This window comes from Oerskovia gallyi (assembly GCF_014836745.1).
GTDB classification, from domain to species: domain Bacteria; phylum Actinomycetota; class Actinomycetes; order Actinomycetales; family Cellulomonadaceae; genus Oerskovia; species Oerskovia paurometabola.
The window spans coordinates 72,607-91,804 of record NZ_JACSQE010000015.1 but is presented as its reverse complement, the minus strand read 5'-3'; the positions used below and the strand labels follow the sequence as shown (position 1 = coordinate 91,804).

14 protein-coding genes are annotated in these 19,198 nt (G+C 73.5%); 9 read left to right on the top strand and 5 right to left on the bottom strand.

What is annotated here, in order from left to right:
• Nucleotides 1–33 precede the first annotated feature (33 nt).
• Nucleotides 34–1,434: an aminotransferase class V-fold PLP-dependent enzyme gene (locus tag H9640_RS17045; protein ID WP_191791969.1), complete on the top strand. Its 1,401-nt coding sequence runs from the start codon at nt 34–36 to the stop codon at nt 1,432–1,434.
• A gap of 81 nt (nt 1,435–1,515) precedes the next feature.
• Nucleotides 1,516–2,349 carry a GNAT family N-acetyltransferase gene (locus H9640_RS17040; protein WP_318243819.1) on the top strand — a complete coding sequence of 278 codons (834 nt, stop codon included), beginning with the start codon at nt 1,516–1,518 and terminating at the stop codon, nt 2,347–2,349.
• Between the two features lie 72 nt (nt 2,350–2,421).
• Here H9640_RS17040 and H9640_RS17035 read toward each other — a convergent pair whose 3' ends face one another.
• Complete coding sequence (locus H9640_RS17035; protein ID WP_191791968.1) at nt 2,422–2,598, bottom strand: CsbD family protein; 177 nt, start codon at nt 2,596–2,598, stop codon at nt 2,422–2,424.
• Nucleotides 2,599–2,720: 122 nt separating this feature from the next.
• Here H9640_RS17035 and H9640_RS17030 point away from each other — a divergent pair, with 122 nt between their 5' ends.
• The 3 genes from H9640_RS17030 to H9640_RS17020 all read left to right on the top strand — a co-directional run bounded on the left by H9640_RS17030 (nt 2,721) and on the right by H9640_RS17020 (nt 7,206).
• A complete protein-coding gene (locus tag H9640_RS17030) occupies nt 2,721–3,341 on the top strand; it encodes a GNAT family N-acetyltransferase (RefSeq protein ID WP_191791967.1) in 621 nt (206 codons plus the stop codon).
• Nucleotides 3,342–3,445: 104 nt separating this feature from the next.
• Nucleotides 3,446–4,939, top strand: coding sequence for a peptide MFS transporter (locus tag H9640_RS17025; protein ID WP_225227383.1), 1,494 nt, complete (start codon nt 3,446–3,448; stop codon nt 4,937–4,939).
• A gap of 86 nt (nt 4,940–5,025) precedes the next feature.
• On the top strand, nt 5,026–7,206 hold the full coding sequence (locus H9640_RS17020) for a CocE/NonD family hydrolase (RefSeq protein WP_191791966.1): 2,181 nt from the start codon (nt 5,026–5,028) through the stop codon (nt 7,204–7,206).
• 85 nt (nt 7,207–7,291) lie between these two features.
• On the opposite strand, the gene H9640_RS17015 is transcribed toward H9640_RS17020, so the two are convergent.
• Genes H9640_RS17015 through H9640_RS17005 form a run of 3 tightly spaced genes read right to left on the bottom strand, consistent with a single transcriptional unit; the run spans nt 7,292 to nt 11,117 of the window.
• The gene (locus H9640_RS17015; protein ID WP_191791965.1) at nt 7,292–8,269 is read right to left on the bottom strand and encodes a MaoC/PaaZ C-terminal domain-containing protein; all 978 of its coding nucleotides are present in this window, start codon (nt 8,267–8,269) and stop codon (nt 7,292–7,294) included.
• The gene (locus H9640_RS17010) at nt 8,266–9,618 is read right to left on the bottom strand and encodes a 3-oxoacyl-ACP reductase (RefSeq protein ID WP_191791964.1); all 1,353 of its coding nucleotides are present in this window, start codon (nt 9,616–9,618) and stop codon (nt 8,266–8,268) included. The genes H9640_RS17015 and H9640_RS17010 overlap by 4 nt, the downstream gene beginning before the upstream one ends.
• Nucleotides 9,619–9,629: 11 nt before the next feature.
• The gene (locus H9640_RS17005; protein WP_191791963.1) at nt 9,630–11,117 is read right to left on the bottom strand and encodes an acetyl-CoA C-acetyltransferase; all 1,488 of its coding nucleotides are present in this window, start codon (nt 11,115–11,117) and stop codon (nt 9,630–9,632) included.
• 323 nt (nt 11,118–11,440) lie between these two features.
• Here H9640_RS17005 and H9640_RS17000 point away from each other — a divergent pair, with 323 nt between their 5' ends.
• The 3 genes from H9640_RS17000 (at nt 11,441) to H9640_RS16990 (ending at nt 15,481) form a co-directional block, all read left to right on the top strand.
• Nucleotides 11,441–12,127 (top strand): TetR/AcrR family transcriptional regulator, encoded by a 687-nt coding sequence (locus tag H9640_RS17000; RefSeq protein ID WP_191791962.1) that lies wholly within the window; start codon nt 11,441–11,443, stop codon nt 12,125–12,127.
• Between the two features lie 38 nt (nt 12,128–12,165).
• Nucleotides 12,166–14,346, top strand: coding sequence for an acyl-CoA dehydrogenase family protein (locus tag H9640_RS16995; RefSeq protein ID WP_191791961.1), 2,181 nt, complete (start codon nt 12,166–12,168; stop codon nt 14,344–14,346).
• A gap of 406 nt (nt 14,347–14,752) precedes the next feature.
• Nucleotides 14,753–15,481: a GNAT family N-acetyltransferase gene (locus H9640_RS16990; RefSeq protein ID WP_191791960.1), complete on the top strand. Its 729-nt coding sequence runs from the start codon at nt 14,753–14,755 to the stop codon at nt 15,479–15,481.
• 108 nt (nt 15,482–15,589) lie between these two features.
• Here the strand turns inward: H9640_RS16990 and H9640_RS19785 are convergent, their stop codons facing one another.
• Nucleotides 15,590–16,567 carry a DUF2599 domain-containing protein gene (locus H9640_RS19785; RefSeq protein ID WP_191791959.1) on the bottom strand — a complete coding sequence of 326 codons (978 nt, stop codon included), beginning with the start codon at nt 16,565–16,567 and terminating at the stop codon, nt 15,590–15,592.
• A gap of 208 nt (nt 16,568–16,775) precedes the next feature.
• Here H9640_RS19785 and purL point away from each other — a divergent pair, with 208 nt between their 5' ends.
• A complete protein-coding gene (gene purL / locus H9640_RS16980; RefSeq protein ID WP_191791958.1) occupies nt 16,776–19,148 on the top strand; it encodes a phosphoribosylformylglycinamidine synthase subunit PurL in 2,373 nt (790 codons plus the stop codon).
• Nucleotides 19,149–19,198: the final 50 nt, after the last annotated feature.

The following is a 19,198-nucleotide window of genomic DNA, read 5'->3' as shown; positions in this document are numbered from 1 at the left end:
CGGCGAACTCCGACGACCACCGGAGGACGTGCCATGAGCGCACATGCAGTCATCGAAGCCCCTACCTCGTGTGCCGTGCTGCCCGTCGTGGGCAGCGACACCCTGGTCCCCCTCGTCGACGGGCGCAGCGTCCCGTACGCGAACCTCGACGTCGCGGCCTCGGCACCGGCGCTCCAGGTCGTGGCCGACCGGGTCACCGAGGTCCTGCCGCTGTACGCGAGCGTGCACCGCGGCGCGGGCTACCTCTCCCAGGTGTCGACGGCCCTCTACGAGGCTGCGCGTCAGACCATCGGCGCGTTCGTGGGGGCGCGCGAGGACGACGTCACGATCGTCACGCGCAACACCACGGACTCCCTCAACCTCCTCGCGGGCTGCGTCCCGGCCCAGGCCGACGGCTCGCCGGGGCGGGTGCTCGTCCTCGACGTCGAGCACCACGCGAACCTCCTGCCCTGGCAGCGCACGGGGGGCGCCACGGTCCTGGTCGGCGGTGCGACCGTCGCCGAGACCCTGTCGGGCCTGCGCGCCGAGCTCTCGCGCTTCCCGTACGCGCTCGTCGCGATCACGGGGGCCTCGAACGTCACGGGCGAGTCGCTGCCCCTCGCCGAGGTCGTGGCCGCGGCGCACGACGCCGGCGCGCGCGTCCTGCTCGACGGCGCACAGCTCGTCCCGCACCGCGGCGTCTCGCTCGCCGCGAGCGACGTGGACTACGTCGCGTTCTCTGGGCACAAGACGTACGCGCCGTTCGGTGCGGGCGCGCTCGTGGGCCGCCGCGACTGGCTCGACACCGGCACGCCCTACCTCGCCGGCGGCGGCGCGGTGCGCAACGTGACGCTCGACGGCACCACGTGGCAGAGCGCCCCGGCGCGGCACGAGGCCGGGTCGCCCAACGTGATCGGCGCGGTCGCGCTCGCCTCCGCGTGCGACGCGCTCGCGGCCCTCGAGCCCGGCGTGCTCGTCGCGCACGAGACCGAGCTGCGGGCCCGCCTCGTCGAGGGCCTGGAGGCGATCGACGGCGTGCGCGTCGTGCGCGCCTGGGCCGACGCGGTCGACCCCGTGGGGGTCGTGACGTTCTCGGTCGACGGTTCCGACGCGGGGCTGGTCGCGGCCTACCTGTCGGCCGAGCACGGCATCGGCGTGCGCGACGGCCGCTTCTGCGCGCACCCGCTCCTGGCGCGGCTGGGCTTCCCGGCGGGGGCGATCCGGGCGTCGATCGGGGTCGGCACCACGGGTGAGGAGATCGACCGGCTCGTCTCCGCGCTGCGCACCTGGGTGAGCGAGGGGGCGAAGGCCCGGTACGAGGTCGTGGACGGCTGCTGGGTCGTGAGCGACGACCCGCGACCGCTCCTGCAGGTCGCGGGGCTCTCGGGCCTGTTCGCGACGGCCGCCGCGGGCAACATCACGGCCGCCGTGGGCTGCGGACCCGCCCCCGCCTGAGCACCCTCTGACCTGCGGAGACGCTGCCTGGAGCGCAACGTTCACCGGGGCGTCACCTCGCCGTTCACGAACGACCGTTCCGTGGTCTTGGCGGCGACGCCTGCGTGTGTTCTGATATGCGCTGTGCAGCACGATGTCCACCTTGAAGGCCACGGGTTCCGCCTCGAACCCCTGGCTGTCGCGCACGCCGGTGCGCTGGCCCAGATCGTCGATCCGTCGATGTGGGCAGGCATGAGTACGACCCTCCCCGAGGGGGAGGTCGGGATGGTGAACTTCATCGAGGACACCCGCGCCACGCGCGCGCTGACGGCGTTCGCCGTCGTCGACGCGGGCTCGGGTCTCGTGGTGGGGAGCACCGCTTTCCGTGACCTGTCGCTCGATGACAGGCGCGTGGAGATCGGGCGGACCTTCTACGCCCGTTCCACGTGGGGGAGCCTCGTCAACCCGGTCTCGAAATGGTTGCTGCTCCGACATGCGTTCGAGTCGTGGGACGTGCACCGTGTCGGCTTCCGGGTCGACGCGCGCAACACGCGCTCCCTCGCCGCGATGCGTCGCCTCGGCGCGTACGAGGAGGGCGTCATGCGTGGTCACCGCACGGCTCCCGACGGGACCCGGGCCGACTCGGTGTGCTTCTCGATCCTGGCGCACGAGTGGCCCGGCGTCGAGCTCGGCCTGCTCGCCCGGATCACGAGCCCGCGCATCGTGCCCGTGCTCGGCCCGGTCGGGCTCACCGCCACCGGGGAGCCCGACGCCGTGGGTCCTGGGGCCGGGGTGCCCGTGGGACCGCCGGTCCTCACGGTGGTACCGGCCGTCGGCGAGCTGTCGCTCGCGGGGGCCGGCGGCTTCGACGCCGTCGCAGGGTCGTCCCCCGACCGCGCCGCGGCCGCCGACCTGCCCCCGGTCATCGCGCTCTGACCGGTTCGTCCCCCCTGTCCACAGCACCGCCCCGGGACCCAGATGGGTCCCGGGGCGGTCTTCGTCGGGGCGTCAGTCCTTCTTGAAGGCGTCCTTGACGTCGTCGCCGGCCTGCTTGACGTTGGCCTTCGCCTGGTCGGCGTGGCCCTCGGCCTCGAGGCGCTCGTTGCCGGTCGCCTTGCCGGTGCCTTCCTTGACCTTGCCCTTGGCCTCTTCGGCACCGTGCTTGATCTTGTCTCCCAGTCCCATGGGGTCCTCCCTCGGTGTTGGTGGGTGCTTCCTGACGACCGTAGGCAGGGCTGCCGGGGACTCGCATCTCGGAGGACGGGCGGTCCACGAGACCTTCACAAGTGGTCGGGCAGGATGCCCGCATGGAGAACGACGTCGTCCTGGAAGGGTTCGGGCTGCGCCTCGAACCGCTCGCCGAGCAGCACGCGCCCGCGCTCGGCGCGTTCGTCGACGACGCCCTGTGGGCCGGGATGTCGTCGCCCACGCCGCGCGGGACGCCCGCCATGTCCGCTTACGTGCGCGAGGCGGTGGCGGCGCCGGGGCGCCTGGCGTGGGCCGTCGTCGGGCCGGTGGCTCCGGGTTCCGGGCCCGACGGCGTCACGTCCGTCCGCGGCAGCACCTCGCTCTACGAGTGGTCGCCCTCGCAGGGCCGCGTCGAGCTCGGCTCGACCTTCTACGACCGGCCCTGGTGGGGCGGCGTGACCAACCCGGCGTGCAAGTACCTGCTGCTGCAGCACGCGTTCGAGGTGCTCGACGTCGAGCGCGTCGCGCTGCGGGCCGACGCTCGCAACGCGCGGTCGATCGCGGCGATCCAGCGGCTCGGCGCGATCCCCGAGGGGGTGCTGCGCAGCCACCGTGTCGCGCCCGACGGGTCGCGCGGCGACACGGCCTACTTCTCGATCCTCGCGGACGAGTGGCCGGCCGTGCGGGACGGGTTGCTGGACCGCGTGCATCGCCTGCCGCCGGGGCAGCGGTCGAGGTGACGGGCTGACGCGAGCCGCCCCTGTGGCCTCTTTCCCCGATCCTCCTTAGGTTGGAAGGATGCCTCCGCGAGCCTGCGGTGGGCGCACCGACCGCTGGAGGGCTGTTGACGACCGAGGGCGCACGACCGGCAGGACCTGTGGTCGACCCGGACGACCGGGCCTTCTTCGGGCACCCGCGGGGCCTGTCGACCCTGTTCGGTCTCGAGGTCTGGGAGCGGTTCTCCTTCCTCGGGATGCAGGCGATCCTCGTCCTGTTCTTCACGGCGACCGTCGCGGACGACGGGCTCGGGATGGCGGCGGGGCCGGCCGCATCGATCGCGGCGGGCTACGGGACGATGGTCTACCTGGTCTCGGTCGGGGGCGGGTGGATCGCGGACCGGGTCCTGGGCTCGTACCGCGCGGTCCTGTGGGGCGGCATCCTCATCGCGTGCGGGCACTACACCATGGCGATCCCCGCCGAGCTCTCGACGTGGCTCGGGCTGGTCCTCATCAGCCTGGGCACGGGCCTGCTCAAGCCCAACGTGTCGACCCTCGTGGGCAAGCTCTACTCGACCACGGACGAACGCCGGGACGCCGGGTTCGCGCTCTACTACATGGGCATCAACGTCGGGGCGTTCTTCGGGCCCCTCGTGACGGGGTGGCTCGGCGCCGACGTCGGGTGGCACTGGGGGTTCTCGGCCGCCGCGATCGGCATGACCGCGGGAGTGGTCCAGTACGTCGTCGGTCGCAAGCACGTCCCCGGGCACGGGCGCGGCCCCGAGGCGCCCCTGCCACCGGCCGTGATGCGCCGGACCCTGTGGATCCTGGGAGGCGCCGCGGCCGGGGTGGTGATCCTCGCCGTCGGGCTCGCGCTCGTGGGGCGGCTCAGCATCGCGGGCGTCGTCGACGCGCTGACCGTGGTCGCCATGGCCGCCCCGATCGTCTACTTCACCGTCATGTTCCGCAGCCCCCGCGTGACGGGGGAGGAGCGCGGCCGCCTGCGGCCGTTCCTCGTGCTGTGGTTCGCGTCGGTCGCGTTCAACTTCGTGCTCTTCCAGGCGTACAGCGTCCTGATCCTGCTGGCCGACCAGCACGTCGAGCGCACGATCTTCGGGTGGGAGGCTCCCGCGGCCTGGTTCAGCTCGTTCCTGGGCGGCGTCGAGGTGCTCGTCGCGCCCGTGGTCGCGGCGCTGTGGACCTGGCTCGGGCCCCGACAGCCGCACGCGTCCAAGAAGATCGCGATCGGCGCGCTGCTCGGCGGGCTGTCCTACCTGGTCCTCGTGCCCGCCGTGACGGGGCAGAGCGGGGACTGGAAGATCGCCGTGTGGTGGCTCCTGGCTTCGCTCCTGCTGCTCGGCCTCGGTGACGTGCTGCTCCAGACGACGGGCCTGTCCGCGACGACCAAGCTCGCCCCCGCGGCGTTCTCGAGCCAGTCGATGGCCGTGTGGTTCCTGTCGATCGCGCTCGCGAACGGTATCCAGGCGCAGACCGTGAGGTTCTACGGCGAGATCCCCGACGGCCTGTACTTCACGCTCAACGGCGCGGTCGCGGTGCTCGTCGCGGTCGTCGTCCTGGTCCTCTCGCCCTGGATGAAGCGGACCATGCACCCCGTCCACTGACCGGTGCGCGCCACCGGCACCACCCTGACGACTGCACCACCCGAACGACTGCACCACCCGAACGACCCAGCACCGGAGGAATGACCATGCGGTACGTGACCGAGCTCCCGTTCGAGACCACGGTCGAGGACCACTGGATACCCCTCGCCGACGGGACACGCCTCGCTGCGCGCGTCTGGCGACCGGTCGACCCCACGCCCGTCCCCGCGATCCTGGAGTACCTGCCGTACCGGCTGTCCGACTGGACCGCCCCGCGCGACGCGCAGCGCCACCCGTACTACGCGGGCCACGGGTACGCGTCGGTGCGCGTCGACATCCGCGGCAGCGGGAACTCGGACGGCCACCAGGACGACGAGTACTCCCCGACCGAGCTCGCCGACGGCGTCGCGGTCGTCGAGTGGCTCGCCGCGCAGGAATGGTGCAGCGGCAAGGTCGGGATGTTCGGCATCTCGTGGGGAGGGTTCAACGCCCTGCAGGTCGCGGCCCTCGCGCCCGAGGCGCTCGCGGCGATCGTCACGGTGTGCTCGACCGACGACCGGTACGACAACGACGTGCACTACACGGGCGGGTCCGTCCTCGCGGTCGACATGCACGCGTGGGCCGCGACCATGCTCGCGTTCTGCTCCCGGCCCCCGGACCCGGCCGTCGTGGGCGAACGGTGGAAGGAGCAGTGGCTCGACCGCCTCGAGCACACCGAGCCGTTCGTCCACACCTGGCTCGACCACCAGGTGCGCGACGACTACTGGCGCCACGGCAGCGTGATCGAGGACTACTCGGCGATCACAGCCGCGGTGCTCGCGGTCGGCGGGTGGAACGACCCCTACCGTGACACGGTCCTGCGGCTCGTCGCCGCGGGGGACCAGGCGGCCGAGGGCGACCGCGCCCTGGGCGGTCCGGTCCGGGGCATCGTCGGCCCCTGGTCGCACCAGTACCCCGACCGTGGCCTGCCGCCCGGCCCCTCGATCGGGTTCCTCCAGGAGACCCTGCGCTGGTGGGACCAGTTCCTCAAGGACGAGGACACGGGCGCGCTCGACGAACCGGCGCTGCGCGCGTGGGTCACCGAGTCCGTGCCGCCCGCCACGGTCTACGACGAGCTGCCCGGCCGCTGGGTCGGGGAGGCGCAGTGGCCGTCCCCGCACGTCCGGCCCACGGTGCTCCCGCTCGCGGGAGCGCCGGATGGTACGGACGATACAGACTCCGACGACGGCGCAGTCGCCCCCGTGCTCCGCACGACCGCCCCGCTCGTCACGCAGCTTCCCGCCCACCGGGGACCTGTGAGCGGCGGGCCGACGGCCCCGGCGGACGTGCCGCCGTCGTGCCTCGTGGCCTCTCCGCAGCACACCGGGATCGACGCGGGGCGCTTCTTCCCGTTCGGCAACGACGCGGACCTGCCGCCCGACCAGCGCGAGGAGGACGGGCGGTCCGTGTGCTTCGACTCGGCCCCGCTCGCCCAGCGGCTCGAGATCCTGGGCCGGGCACGGGTCCGGCTGCGCCTGTCGTGCGCGGGCGACAAGGGGCAGGTCGTGGCGCGGCTGTGCGACGTGGGCCCCGACGGCTCGTCGACGCTCGTGACCCGTGGCGTGCTCAACCTGTCGGCCCGCGAGGGGCGCGACCGCGTGGTCCCCTGGGAGCCCGGCACGACGCGCGACGTGACGTTCGAGCTCAGCGGCGTCGGGTACGCCCTCGCCCCCGGGCACCGGCTCCGGCTCGCGGTCTCGTCGGCGTACTGGCCGTGGGTGTGGCCGCAGCCGGGCGGTGCGGCGCTCGCGGTCGCGCCCGCGGGCAGCTCGCTCGAGCTTCCGCTGCACGACGGCGCCGCTCCCGGCGGGCACCCCGTCGTCACCTTCGAGGAGCCCGAGCAGGCGCCCCCGCTCGGTGTCGTCTACCCGGACAACGCGGACCAGCGGCCCGAGCGGCGCGTCGTGCGCGACGTCGCGGCGGACGAATGGCTCCTGGAGGTCGACCCGCGGTACGGCGGGACGCGCGTCTACCCGGACGGTCTCGAGTTCACCGAGGACGCGCTCGAGCGCTACTGGATCGGGCGCGACCCGCTGAGCGCACGCACGCGTTCCGACTGGAGCGTGCGGCTGCGCAGGCCAGGGGCCACACGGTCCGACCTCGCGTGGGACGCGAGCGTCGTGACGCGCTCGGAGATCTCGTGCGACGCCGAGTTCTTCCACACCGACGACGAGGTCGTGGCGCGCGACGGCGAGACCGTGGTGTTCGAGCGCAGGTGGCGGCGCAGCATCCGCCGCACTGCGGGGTGAGCTCCGCCGAGAAGTGAGCAGACGCCCCTGATCTGACCCGATCAGGGGCGTCTGCTCACTTCTCGGCGAGCGGCAGGAACAGCGTTCAGCGGGGCGTGACCGTCCCGCTGAAGTGGCGCTTGCCGCTCCGGCCGTTCCAGCCTGCGTACGTGAAGATGCCCGGGGGAGCGGCGTCGTCGGGCGTTCGGGTGATCGCGACCTGGACCGTGCCCGGAAGCAGGACCGGCTTCTCGAACTCGACCGTCCAGTCGTAGGCGTCGCCGCGAGCGGCGCCGACCTCGGCCAGCGCGCGAGCCGCCGTGTACATGCCGTGCGCGATGGTCCGCGGGAAGCCGAACGCCTTGGCGCCCAGGGCCGAGGTGTGGATGGGGTTGCGGTCGCCGGAGATCGCGCCGTACGCGCGCCCGGTCCCGCTGCCGAGCTCCCAGCGTGCGGTCGGGAGCGGTGGCACGAAGTCCTCGCGGGGCGCCTCGTCGGTCCGCTGAGAGGGCGCCTCCTCCTCCGACGGCAGACCGAACCCCTTGGCCAGGTACGTCGAGACGCCGCGGTACGCGAGCTCGCCGCCCGTGCTCACCTCGGTCACGAGGTCCACCTGGACCCCGCGCCGGTGCGCGCGCAGGTTCTCGGCGGTCGCGCGCACCTCGAGCACGTCGCCGACCCGCACGGGCTGATGCAGCGACACCGCGTTCGACACGTGCACCAGGCCCAGCAGAGGCAGCGGGAAGTCGCCGCGGACCATGAGGGCGGTCGCGAGCGGGAACGCGAGCACGTGCAGGTAGCCCGCGGGCAGGGTGTCGTCGACACGCTCGCCGACCAGCCGCTGGTACGTGGTCAGGTGCTCGGTCACGTCCGCGGTCGGGACGTCGGCGACGCGGTAGACGACGTCCGGCAGGACGACGTCGCGCGGCCCGGGCAGGACGCGCCCCACGGGGGAGCGGGTCACGGCGATCCGGCCCGACGACGCCACGCCCTTCGCGTACAGGCCGCCGAGCCCCGGCAGCGTGGGCAGCGTGACGAGACGCGGGTTGCGGCGCTCGGGGGCCTCCTGCGCGGCGGCCGTCACGCGCCCACCAGGCTCTGGCCGCACACGCGCAGCACCTGGCCGTTGACGCCCGCCGCGGCCGGGGACGCGAGGAACGCGACGGCCTCGGCGACGTCGATCGGCAGGCCGCCCTGCTGGAGCGAGGACACGCGGCGGGCCATCTCGCGCTGGACGAGCGGGATCGAGGCGGTCATGTCGGTCTCGATGAACCCGGGCGCGACGGCGTTGGCCGAGCCGCCGAGCGGGGCCAGGAGGCGCGCGGTCGCCCGCGTGTGCCCGATGACCCCGGCCTTGGAGGCGCCGTAGTTCGTCTGGCCCCGGTTGCCCGCGATGCCGCTCGTCGAGGCGAGCGAGACGATGTGCGGCGCCTCCGAGAAGCCGTTCGCGCCCAGCAGGTACTCGTTGATCCGCAGCTGCGAGAGCAGGTTGACCGCGATGACGGCGTCCCACTTGTCGGGGGACATGTTGGCGAGCAGCTTGTCGCGCAGGATCCCGGCGTTGTGGACCAGGATGTGCAGTCCGCCGTGGCGGGTCCGGGCGTGCTCGAGGATGCGGGCTCCCGCGTCCTCGGCCGTCACGTCGAGCTGCAGGGCAGTGCCCTTGATCTCGTTGGCGACCTTCGCGAGGGACTCGCCCGCGGCGGGGACGTCGACCACGACGACCGTCGCGCCGTCGCGTGCGAGCGTGCGGGCGATGGCTGCGCCGATCCCGCGGGCGGCGCCCGTCACGACCGCGACGCGGCCCGCGAGGGGACGGTCCCAGTCGGGGGTGCTCTCGGTCGCGGCCGGGCCCACGTGCAGGAGCTGCCCGTCGACGAACGCCGAGCTGCCCGACAGGAAGAACCGCAGCGTGGCCAGTGCCGACCCCGAGTCCGGTGCGGCGCCGTCCGTGAGCTGGATGCCGTTGGCCGTGGCGCCCGCGCGCAGCTCCTTGGCGAGCGAGCGCAGGAACCCGTCGACGCCCTGGCGGGTCGCCGCGAGCAGGGGAGTGTCGTCGTCGGCCGGTGCGCGCGAGACGGTCACGACGCGCCCGCCCGGCGCGAGGCGGCGCAGGTTCGCGCCGAGCTCGAGCACGGGGGCCGAGAAGTCAGCGGGGCTGGTGGCGCCCGTCAGGACGACGACGACCGCCCCCCAGCGGGTCTCCCCGTCGCCGGCGTTCTGCCGGACGTCGAGGTCCCACCCGAGCAGGGCCTGCGCGACGGCGTTCGTGTCCTTGGCCGAGCCGGGCTCGCCGATCACGAGCACCGGGCCGGGCACGAGCGGGTCGCCCGGGCGGTAGCGGCGCAGGACCGCGGGCCGGGGCAGGCCGAGCTTCTTGGCGAGGGTCTTGGTGAAGCCCGAGTTGACGGCGGACAGGTACTTGTCGGTCATGGTGGGCTCCCTCAGCTCTCGGTGCTCTGTGCGGGCGTGGCGGCCGGGCTCGCGGCGCTCTCGAGGATCGCGGCGAGGCCCAGGCCACCGGCCGCGCAGATCGAGATGAGCGCGCGGGCCGGGCGGCCCGTCTCGCGCGCCTTGTCGGCCACGAGCTTCGCGGCCGTCGCGACGATGCGCCCGCCGGTCGCGGCGAACGGGTGACCTGCGGCGAGCGACGACCCGTGGACGTTGAGACGAGACCTGTCGATCGAGCCGAACGCACCGTCGAGCCCGAGCTCGGTGCGGCAGTAGTCGTCGTCCTCCCATGCGGCCAGCGTGGTCAGGACGGTCGAGGCGAAGGCCTCGTGGATCTCGTAGAAGTCGAAGTCCTCGAGCGCCAGGCCGTTGCGGGCGAGCAGGCGGGGGACCGCGTGCGCAGGGGCCATGAGCAGCCCCTCGTGGCCGTGCACGAAGTCGACCGCAGCGGACTCGGCGTCGACCACGCGGGCGAGGACGGGCAGGTCGTGGTCGGCCGCCCACTCGCGCGACCCGAGCAGGACGACCGAGGCGCCGTCGGTCAGAGGGGTCGAGTTGCCGGCGGTCATGGTAGGCAGGGCGGGGCCTGCCGCCGCCGCGCCAGCGGACCCTCCGGCCGCCGCCCCGTGCGTGGGTGCGCTCGGCGTGAGGTGCTTGCCGAAGACCGGCTTGAGCGACGCGAGCTTCTCGGCGGACGAGTCGGCGCGCATGTTCTGGTCCTGCGTCAGGCCGCGGAACGGGGTCACGAGGTCGTCGAAGAACCCTGCCTTCCAGGCGGCGGCGAGGTTCAGGTGGCTGTTCAGGGCGACCTCGTCCTGCGCCTCGCGGCTGATGCCCCAGGCTGCGGTCGTGATCGCCTGGTGCTCGCCCATCGACAGGCCCGTCCGGGGCTCGCCCGTGCTGGGCGTCGACGGCGCCAGGTCGCCCGGGCGCACGGCGGCGAAGGCCTTGAGGCGAGCGCCCAGGGTCTTGGCGTGGCTGGCCTTGAGGAGCGCCTTGCGCAGCCCCTCGCTCACGGCGATGGGCGCGTCGGACACGGTGTCCGAGCCGCCCGCGACCCCCGACTCGATCTGGCCGAGGCGGATCTTGTTGGACACGGTCACGACGGCCTCGAGGCCCGTCGCGCACGCCTGCTGGAGGTCGAACGCGGGGGTCTGCGGCGAGAGCGAGGAGCCGAGGACGGACTCCCGGACCAGGTTGAAGTCGCGCGAGTGCTTGAGCACGGCACCGCCGACGACCTCGCCCAGCCGCTCGCCCTGGAGGCCGTAGCGCGCGACGAGGCCTTCGAGGGCGGCCGTGAACATGTCCTGGTTGCCGGCTCCCGTGTACTTGCCGCCCGCGCGGGCGAACGGGATGCGGTTGCCGCCCAGGACGTAGGCGTCGCGGAGGGCGGGAGTGCGCCCGGGCTGCTCGACGTGCTGCGCGTCCGGCCGCTCGTCGGTTCCGGGGGTGGTGGTCTGGGGTGTCTTCGGGGTGGCCACTTCGCCTGCTCTCTCTCGCGTCGTTGCTGAGGGTGGGGACCGCGGGCGCGATCCACGCGGTGTCCAAGACCCACAGTACCTGATACTCTCGGTACCGTGAGGTGGGTCACACCCCTCGCTCCCTGCGCCCCGGCGGCACCCGCCTCGAGGGGGCGCCGCCCGGCCGGCCACTCGCGGACCGCCGGACGGACGACCAGGGACGACACCGACGTCGGGCACCACTGGAGGACTGCGTGATCAACGGCGACACGAACGGACGAGCCGGGAGACCCCGCACTGCCGTGCTCTCTCGCGACCCCGGACGCACCCCGCCCCCCGCCCCCGTGACCGACGGCCGCTCGACCCGCTGGGACGACCACCGAGCGATCCGTCGCGCCGAGCTCGTGCACGCGGCCCGCAAGGCCGTCCACAAGGGCGGCCCCGGAGTGTCCATGGACGAGATCGCGGCGGCCTCGGGCACGTCCAAGTCGATCATCTACCGCTACTTCGAGGACAAGACGGGGCTGCAGATCGCGATCGGCGCCTCGGTCGTCGGGCAGATGCACGACGCCCTGACCCAGGCCGCGGAGTCCGCCGAGACCCCGCGCCGCGCGCTGCGCGCCATGGTCGGCGTCTACCTCGAGATGATCGCGAGCTCGCCCAACGTCTACTACTTCGTGACCCGCACGGGCGCGATCGCAGGGACCGACGGCACGGCCCGCACCGCCTCCGCGCCCCTCGCGGCGTTCCTCGACTCCGTGACCCAGCTCGTCGCCCAGCCCTTCACGCGGGCGACCGACGTGAGCCCCGCCGACGCCGCCGCGTGGGCCGCGGGCGCCGTCGGGTTCGTGCGCGGGGCCGGCGAGTGGTGGCTCGGGAACCACGACGGGCCCGACGCCCCCGACCGCGACGAGCTCACCGAGCGCGTCGCCGCCTGGCTGTGGGGCGGGCCCGTCGGGGTCATGGCCCGCGGTCGGGGCGCGGCACCGGCTGCGGACGACACCGCCACCCCCTCGACCGACGACCTCTGAACCTCTCTCATGGCTACCACCGGCACACAGGAGTCCCGATGACCACCACCTCAGACCGCACCACCGCCCGCGACACCCGCGGCGACGGCGCAGCCGCCTCCACGTCGATCCCCGCCGCGGGCGTCACACCCTCGATGCCTGCGGGCGAGGTCCGCATCGACGTGGCCGACCTCTCCCACCAGCTCCTGGGCCGTTGGGCGGACCTGCGGGCCAAGGCTCGCGCGACCGCCGGCGAGGAGCGCTTCCACCGCATCGAGGGACTCTCGCTCACCGAGCACCGCGAGCGCGTCATGGACCAGGTCAAGCAGCTCGTCGAGATCGGGCAGGTGCACCGCGGGTTCCCCACGCGGCTCGGCGGGCAGGACGACGCGGGCGGCAACCTGGCCGGGTTCGAGGAGCTCGTCGCCGCCGACCCCTCGCTCCAGATCAAGGCGGGCGTCCAGTGGGGTCTGTTCGCGTCGGCGATCCTGCACCTCGGCACGCCCGAGCAGCAGGACCGCCTGCTGCCGGGGGCGATGGACGCCTCCGTCCCCGGCGCGTTCGCCATGACCGAGACGGGTCACGGCTCGGACGTCGCCTCCATCGCGACGACCGCGACGTACGACGTCGCGACGCAGGAGTTCGTCGTCCACACCCCGTTCCGCGGGGCGTGGAAGGACTACCTGGGCAACGCGGCCGTCAACGGGACCGCGGCGGTCATCTTCGCGCAGCTCGTGACGAACGGCGTCAACCACGGCGTCCACGCGTTCTACGCGCCCATCCGGGAGACCGCTGCTGACGGAGGGGCCGGTGCTTTTCTGCCCGGCGTCGGCGGGGAGGACGACGGGCTCAAGGGCGGGCTCAACGGGATCGACAACGGGCGCCTGCACTTCACGCACGTCCGCGTCCCGCGCGAGAACCTCCTGGCCCGCTACGGCCAGGTCGCCGAGGACGGCACGTACACCTCGCCCATCGACAGCCCCGGGCGCCGCTTCTTCACGATGCTCGGCTCGCTCGTCCAGGGGCGCGTCTCGCTCGACGGGGCCGCGATCACCGCGTCGAAGCTGGGGCTCGCGACCGCGGTGACCTACGGCAACCAGCGCCGCCAGTTCAACGGTGCGTCGGCCGTCGACGAGGTCGTCCTCCTCGACTACGGCACCCACCAGCGCCGTCTCCTCCCGCGCATCGCGCAGACCTACGCGATGCACTTCGCGCACGACCGCCTGCTCGACCTGTTCGACACCGTGTTCTCGGGGGAGAACGACACCCCCGAGTCGCGCGAGGACCTCGAGACCATGGCGGCCTCCCTCAAGCCGATGAGCACGTGGTTCGCGCTCGACACGCTCCAGGAGGCGCGCGAGGCCTGTGGCGGCGCCGGGTTCCTCACCGAGAACCGGCTCACGAGCCTGCGCGCCGACCTGGACGTCTACGTCACGTTCGAGGGGGACAACACGGTCCTGCTCCAGCTCGTCGCGAAGCGGCTCCTGGCCGACTACGGCAAGGAGTTCAAGGACATCTCCCCGGGGCAGATGGCCCGGTTCGTCGTCGAGCAGGCGGCCGACGCCGCACTGCACCGCACGCCGCTCAAGCGCGCCGCGCAGACCATCGCGGACGTGGGCGACCCGCGCCGCGCCGTCGGGCACCTCAAGGACGTCGGCAACCAGCGCGACCTGCTGACCGACCGGGTCGAGACCATGGTCGCCGACGTCGCCGCGGCCCTGCGCCCGGCCCAGAAGGCCACGCCCGAGAAGGCCGCCGAGCTCTTCAACGAGCACCAGCACGAGCTCATCGAGATGGCGAGGGCGCACGCCGACCTGCTGCACTGGGAGGCCTTCACGCAGGCCCTCGACACGATCGAGGACGCGGGCACGCGCCAGGTCCTCACGTGGGTGCGCGACCTGTTCGGGCTCACGACCATCGAGCGCAACCTCGCGTGGTACCTCATCAACGGGCGCCTGTCGGCGCAGCGTGCGCGCACCGTCAGCGGGTACGTCGACCGCCTCGTCGCCCGCCTGCGCCCGCACGCCCAGGACCTCGTCGACGCCTGGGGCTACGGCCCCGAGCACCTGCGCGCCAAGATCGCGTCGGGCGCCGAGCAGGTCCGTCAGGACGAGGCCCGCGAGTACTACCGTCAGCTGCGCGCGAGCGGCGACGAGCCCGTGAGCGAGAAGTCGATCAAGGCCCGCGAGAAGGCCGCGGCGAAGGCGGCCCGCGGCGGGTCGAAGGTCGCCAGGCGCTGACGCCGTCTCGGTGCCGTCTCGGTGCCGCCCGCGGTGCCGTCTCGGCGCCGAGCATGCGGTTGGCGTCGGAATCGCGGTGATTCCGGACGACAACCGCATGGTCGAGCAACGACAACCGCATGTTCGGCCCGGCTGCGGGCGTACGAACGACCTCGGACCGACGGCGGAGCGGTACCGCCACCGAGGGAACCCGGGACCCGCCCGCCCGACCTGACGACCACCAGCCGTCAGGTCGGGCCGGCGGGTCCCGTCGTGCGTCCGTGGGTCCGTGGGTCCGTGCGTCCGTGGGTCCGTGGGGCCGGGCGCTCGGACCGTCGCGGTCCCGGCGCGTCGTCCGTCGTCGGCCCGACGGCGAGTCCCCGGCATTGCTGTTGACGCACCTCGCGGACTTCGCCAGGCTGCACCGATGGCACCCGACCCCGTCCCCGACGCACCCGTCCCCGACGCCCCCGCGTCGGCAGGCACCGCCCCCGCACACCCGACGCGCACCGAGCTCTGGCCTCCGTCCGGCCTGCGCGTCGTCTCGGGGGACCTCGAGCTGCGTCACCTCGACGAGGACCTCCTGTACCGGCTCGCCGTGGTCGGCGGCGAGGGCATCCACGACGAGGGGTTCATGCCCTTCATGTTCCCGTGGTCGCGCGGTTCGGCGGTCGAGGTCGGCCGCAGCATCCTGGCCTACCAGTGGGGTGCGGCGTCGCGGATCGCGCCCGCGTCCTGGGCGATCGAGCTGGCCGTGGTCCGCGACGGCGAGGTGCTCGGCGTGCAGGCCCTCACGGCGTCGGACTTCGTCGTGACACGTACCGCGGAGTCGGGCTCGTGGCTGGGGCGTCGGCACCAGGGGGCCGGCGTCGGCACGCTCGCGCGGCTCATGATCCTCGAGCTCCTCTTCGCGGGGTTCGACGCCCGGACGGCCACGACGTCCGCCTGGGAGGACAACGGCCCCTCGAACGGCGTCACGCGCAAGCTCGGCTACCGGCCCAACGGCACCGCGGCGCTCGCCCGCGAGGGCAAGGCGGCGGCCGACGTCCGGTACCGCCTCGACCGCGAGGACTGGGACGCGCGCCCGGAGGCGCTGCGCCCCGAGGTGACGCTCCACGGCGTCGGACCGGTCAGGGAGATGCTGGGCCTCGACTGAGCGACCATGCGGTTGCTGTCGGTCGAGCATGCGGTTGGCGTCCGGATCCGGCCGATTCTCGACGCCAACCGCATGTTCGGCACCGAGAGGGGGCGGGGTCCGCCGGGGCTAGGGCGTGGGGTTGCAGCGGGCAGCGGCCGTCGCCAGGAACCCGACGTCCGGGCGCCACGGCTCCAGGTTCCACGTCTTCTTGTCGGTCGCGCCCAGGGCGTGGCAGTCGAACTGGTCGCGCATGGTCGTCGAGGCGGCCTCGGGCTCGCTCGCGACGAGCTGCGCCCAGGCGGTCGCCTCGCCCACGATGCCCGACTGCCGCGCCCACGGCGTCGGGTCGACCGCGAGCGAGCGTCCGCCCTCGCGGTTCCCCCAGGTCGCGCTGCGCACGCCCTGCGCGCCGAGCCACGTGGTCACGGTCCAGCCGTTCCCCGGACCGGCAGCGTCGCCCGTCGCGCTCCCGGTGCCCGACGGCGCCGCCCCCCGGGCCTTCACGTGCACCTCCGCGCGGGTCGGCGCCACGACCACGACTCCTGCACGGCCCGCAGGTCCGGGCGCCTCCGTCACCTCCGGCGCCGACAGGCCGCCGACCGGGGTGCCCGCGGCGTCGTGGACCGTGATGCTGCCGTCGCTGTTGCGCACCAGGGAGCCGTCGGCGGGGGAGACGAGGTCGAGCGTCGCGGGTACCGCGGTGCGCACTGCGTCGGTGCCGTCGGTGGGGCCGGTCGGGGTGCTCCCCGACGAGGCGACGTTCGCCGCCTCGGCGGCGGGCAGCACGAACGCGACGCGGCTCGACCCGTCCTCGTCCGGGGTGATCGTGACGGGCTCGCCTCCAGCGCTGGCCTCGTCGGCCGCCCCGAGCGGCACCGTCAGCACGAGCTCGATCCCGTCGGCCGAGAGTGCCCGCGTCACGGTCGCCCGCTCGGGTGACGGTGCCGTCGAGGGATCGCCCGACGCGGCCCCCTCGGAAGCCGCGGACGTGGGCGGGACGGGAGCGGCGCCGTCGGGCGGGGAACATCCCGCCAGCAGGGCGGCCACGACGACGCCCACCACGGTGAGGGTGGAGCGGGGGCGGCGGCGAACGACGGGAGTCACCGTGCGAGGCTATCGCCGCTCGCCGAGGGGGCCGCACCCCGCCGCCCACGTGCCCGGGAACCGTCCGCCGCACGCGTTCCTGGACGCCCGACCCCACCGCTCCCGACCGCCGGTAAACTGGCCGCACCTGTGCAGCCCCGTGCCGGTCGCCTCCTCGATGACTCGCTCGTCGAAACGCGCCGGCTGGCACGCCACCCCGAGGGATTCGATGACCGCCCCCAGCAACGCCCCGACGCCCGCCGCAGCGACCTCCGAGCACCGGCCGCACCTCGACACGGTCGAGCGCGCAGCCGCCACCCCCGACGAGGCGCAGCCCTTCGCGGAGCTCGGCCTCAAGCCGGACGAGTACCAGCGCATCCGCGACATCCTCGGGCGGCGCCCCACGGCCGCCGAGCTCGCGATGTACTCCGTCATGTGGTCGGAGCACTGCTCGTACAAGTCGTCCAAGGTGCACCTGAGCACGTTCGGCAAGAAGACGACCGACGAGATGAAGAAGCACCTCCTCGTCGGCATCGGCGAGAACGCGGGCGTCGTCGACATCGGTGACGGCTGGGCCGTGACGTTCAAGGTCGAGTCCCACAACCACCCGAGCTTCGTCGAGCCCTACCAGGGCGCCGCGACGGGCGTCGGCGGGATCGTCCGCGACATCATCTCGATGGGTGCACGCCCCGTGGCTGTCATGGACCAGCTGCGCTTCGGCGCGGTCGACCACCCGGACACCGCGCGCGTCGTGCACGGCGTCGTGTCGGGCGTCGGCGGCTACGGCAACTCCCTCGGCCTGCCGAACATCGGCGGCGAGCTCGTGTTCGACTCGTCGTACCAGGGCAACCCGCTCGTCAACGCGCTGTGCATCGGCGTGCTGCGCCACGAGGACATCCACCTCGCCAACGCCTCGGGCGTCGGCAACAAGGTCGTCCTGTTCGGTGCGCGCACGGGCGGCGACGGCATCGGTGGCGCCTCGATCCTCGCGTCCGAGACGTTCGAGGACGGCGTCCCCGCCAAGCGCCCCTCGGTCCAGGTGGGCGACCCCTTCATGGAGAAGGTCCTCATCGAGTGCTGCCTCGAGCTCTACGCGGCACGCGTCGTCGAGGGCATCCAGGACCTCGGTGCGGCCGGCATCTCGTGCGCCACCTCGGAGCTCGCCTCCAACGGTGACGGCGGCATGCACGTCGAGCTCGACTCGGTCCTGCTGCGCGACCCGTCGCTCAACGCGGGCGAGATCCTCATGTCGGAGTCGCAGGAGCGCATGATGGCGGTCGTCGCTCCCGACAAGCTCGACGAGTTCCTCGCCATCACGAGCAAGTGGGACGTCGAGACGTCCGTCATCGGCGAGGTCACCGGCACCGGTCGCCTCACGATCGACCACCAGGGCGAGCGCATCGTGGACGTGGACCCCAAGTCCGTGGCGCACGAGGGCCCCACCTACCACCGCCCCTACGCGCGCCCCACGTGGATGGACGGCCTCAACGCGGACACCGTGGTTGCTGCCGCGCTGGCACGTCCCGAGACCGCCGACGAGCTCCGCGCGACCGCGCTGCGCCTGCTCGGCTCGCCCAACCTCGCGTCGAAGGAGTGGGTCACCAACCAGTACGACCGCTTCGTCCAGGGCAACACGGCCCTCGCCCAGCCCGACGACGGCGGCGTGATCCGCGTCGACGAGACCACGGGCCTCGGGGTCGCCCTCGCGACCGACGCCAACGGCCGCTACGCCAAGCTCGACCCGCGCACGGGTGCCCAGCTGGCGCTCGCCGAGGCGTACCGCAACGTCGCCACGACCGGCGCCCGCCCGCTCGCCATCACCGACTGCCTCAACTTCGGCTCCCCCGAGGACCCCGACTCCATGTGGCAGCTCGTCGAGGCCATCGAAGGCCTGGCCGACGCGTGCCAGACCCTCGGCGTCCCCGTCACGGGCGGCAACGTCTCGCTCTACAACGGCACGGGCGAGCCCGGGCAGATCGACTCCTCGATCCACCCGACGCCCGTCGTCGGCGTCCTCGGCGTGCTCGACGACGTCGCGCACGCCACCGGGTCCGGCTGGCGCGAGGCCGGGGAAGCGATCTACCTCCTCGGCACGACCCGTCCCGAGCTCGACGGCTCCGCCTGGGCCGACGTCGTCCACCAGCACCTCGGTGGCGTGCCCCCGCAGGTCGACCTCGCGGCCGAGCGCGCACTGGCCGGGGTGCTCGTCAACGCGAGCCGCGACGACCTGGTCTCCGCCGCGCACGACCTCTCCGAGGGCGGCCTGGTCCAGGGCCTCCTCGAGGCGTCGCTGCGCTTCGGTACCGGCGCCAAGGTCTCGATCGACGCCCTCGCCGCGCGCGACGGCGTGACCCCGTTCGAGGCCTTGTTCTCCGAGTCGACGGCCCGTGCGCTCGTCGCCGTGCCGCGCGGCGAGGAGACCAAGCTGGTCGACGCGTGCGTCGCGCGTGGCGTGCCCGTCCTCAAGATCGGCGAGACCGGCACCGAGCCCGCCGAGGTCAGCGAGACCGGGGAGTCGCTCGAGATCGAGGGCATCTTCACGATCCCGCTGAGCGAGGCCGACCAGGTGTTCCGCGCGACGCTGCCCGGGATCTTCGGCTAGTCGTCAGGCCGCCGACAGGGCGGGGCGCGCGAGGTCTTCCTCGGGCGCCC

Coding starts and splice junctions, on each gene's coding strand:
- H9640_RS17045 (WP_191791969.1), top strand. CDS start 34: ATGAGCGCACATGCAGTCATCGAAGCCCCTACCTCGTGTGCCGTGCTG.
- H9640_RS17035 (WP_191791968.1), bottom strand. CDS start 2,598: ATGGGACTGGGAGACAAGATCAAGCACGGTGCCGAAGAGGCCAAGGGC.
- H9640_RS17030 (WP_191791967.1), top strand. CDS start 2,721: ATGGAGAACGACGTCGTCCTGGAAGGGTTCGGGCTGCGCCTCGAACCG.
- H9640_RS17020 (WP_191791966.1), top strand. CDS start 5,026: ATGCGGTACGTGACCGAGCTCCCGTTCGAGACCACGGTCGAGGACCAC.
- H9640_RS17010 (WP_191791964.1), bottom strand. CDS start 9,618: ATGACCGACAAGTACCTGTCCGCCGTCAACTCGGGCTTCACCAAGACC.
- H9640_RS16995 (WP_191791961.1), top strand. CDS start 12,166: ATGACCACCACCTCAGACCGCACCACCGCCCGCGACACCCGCGGCGAC.
- H9640_RS16990 (WP_191791960.1), top strand. CDS start 14,753: ATGGCACCCGACCCCGTCCCCGACGCACCCGTCCCCGACGCCCCCGCG.
- purL (WP_191791958.1), top strand. CDS start 16,776: ATGACCGCCCCCAGCAACGCCCCGACGCCCGCCGCAGCGACCTCCGAG.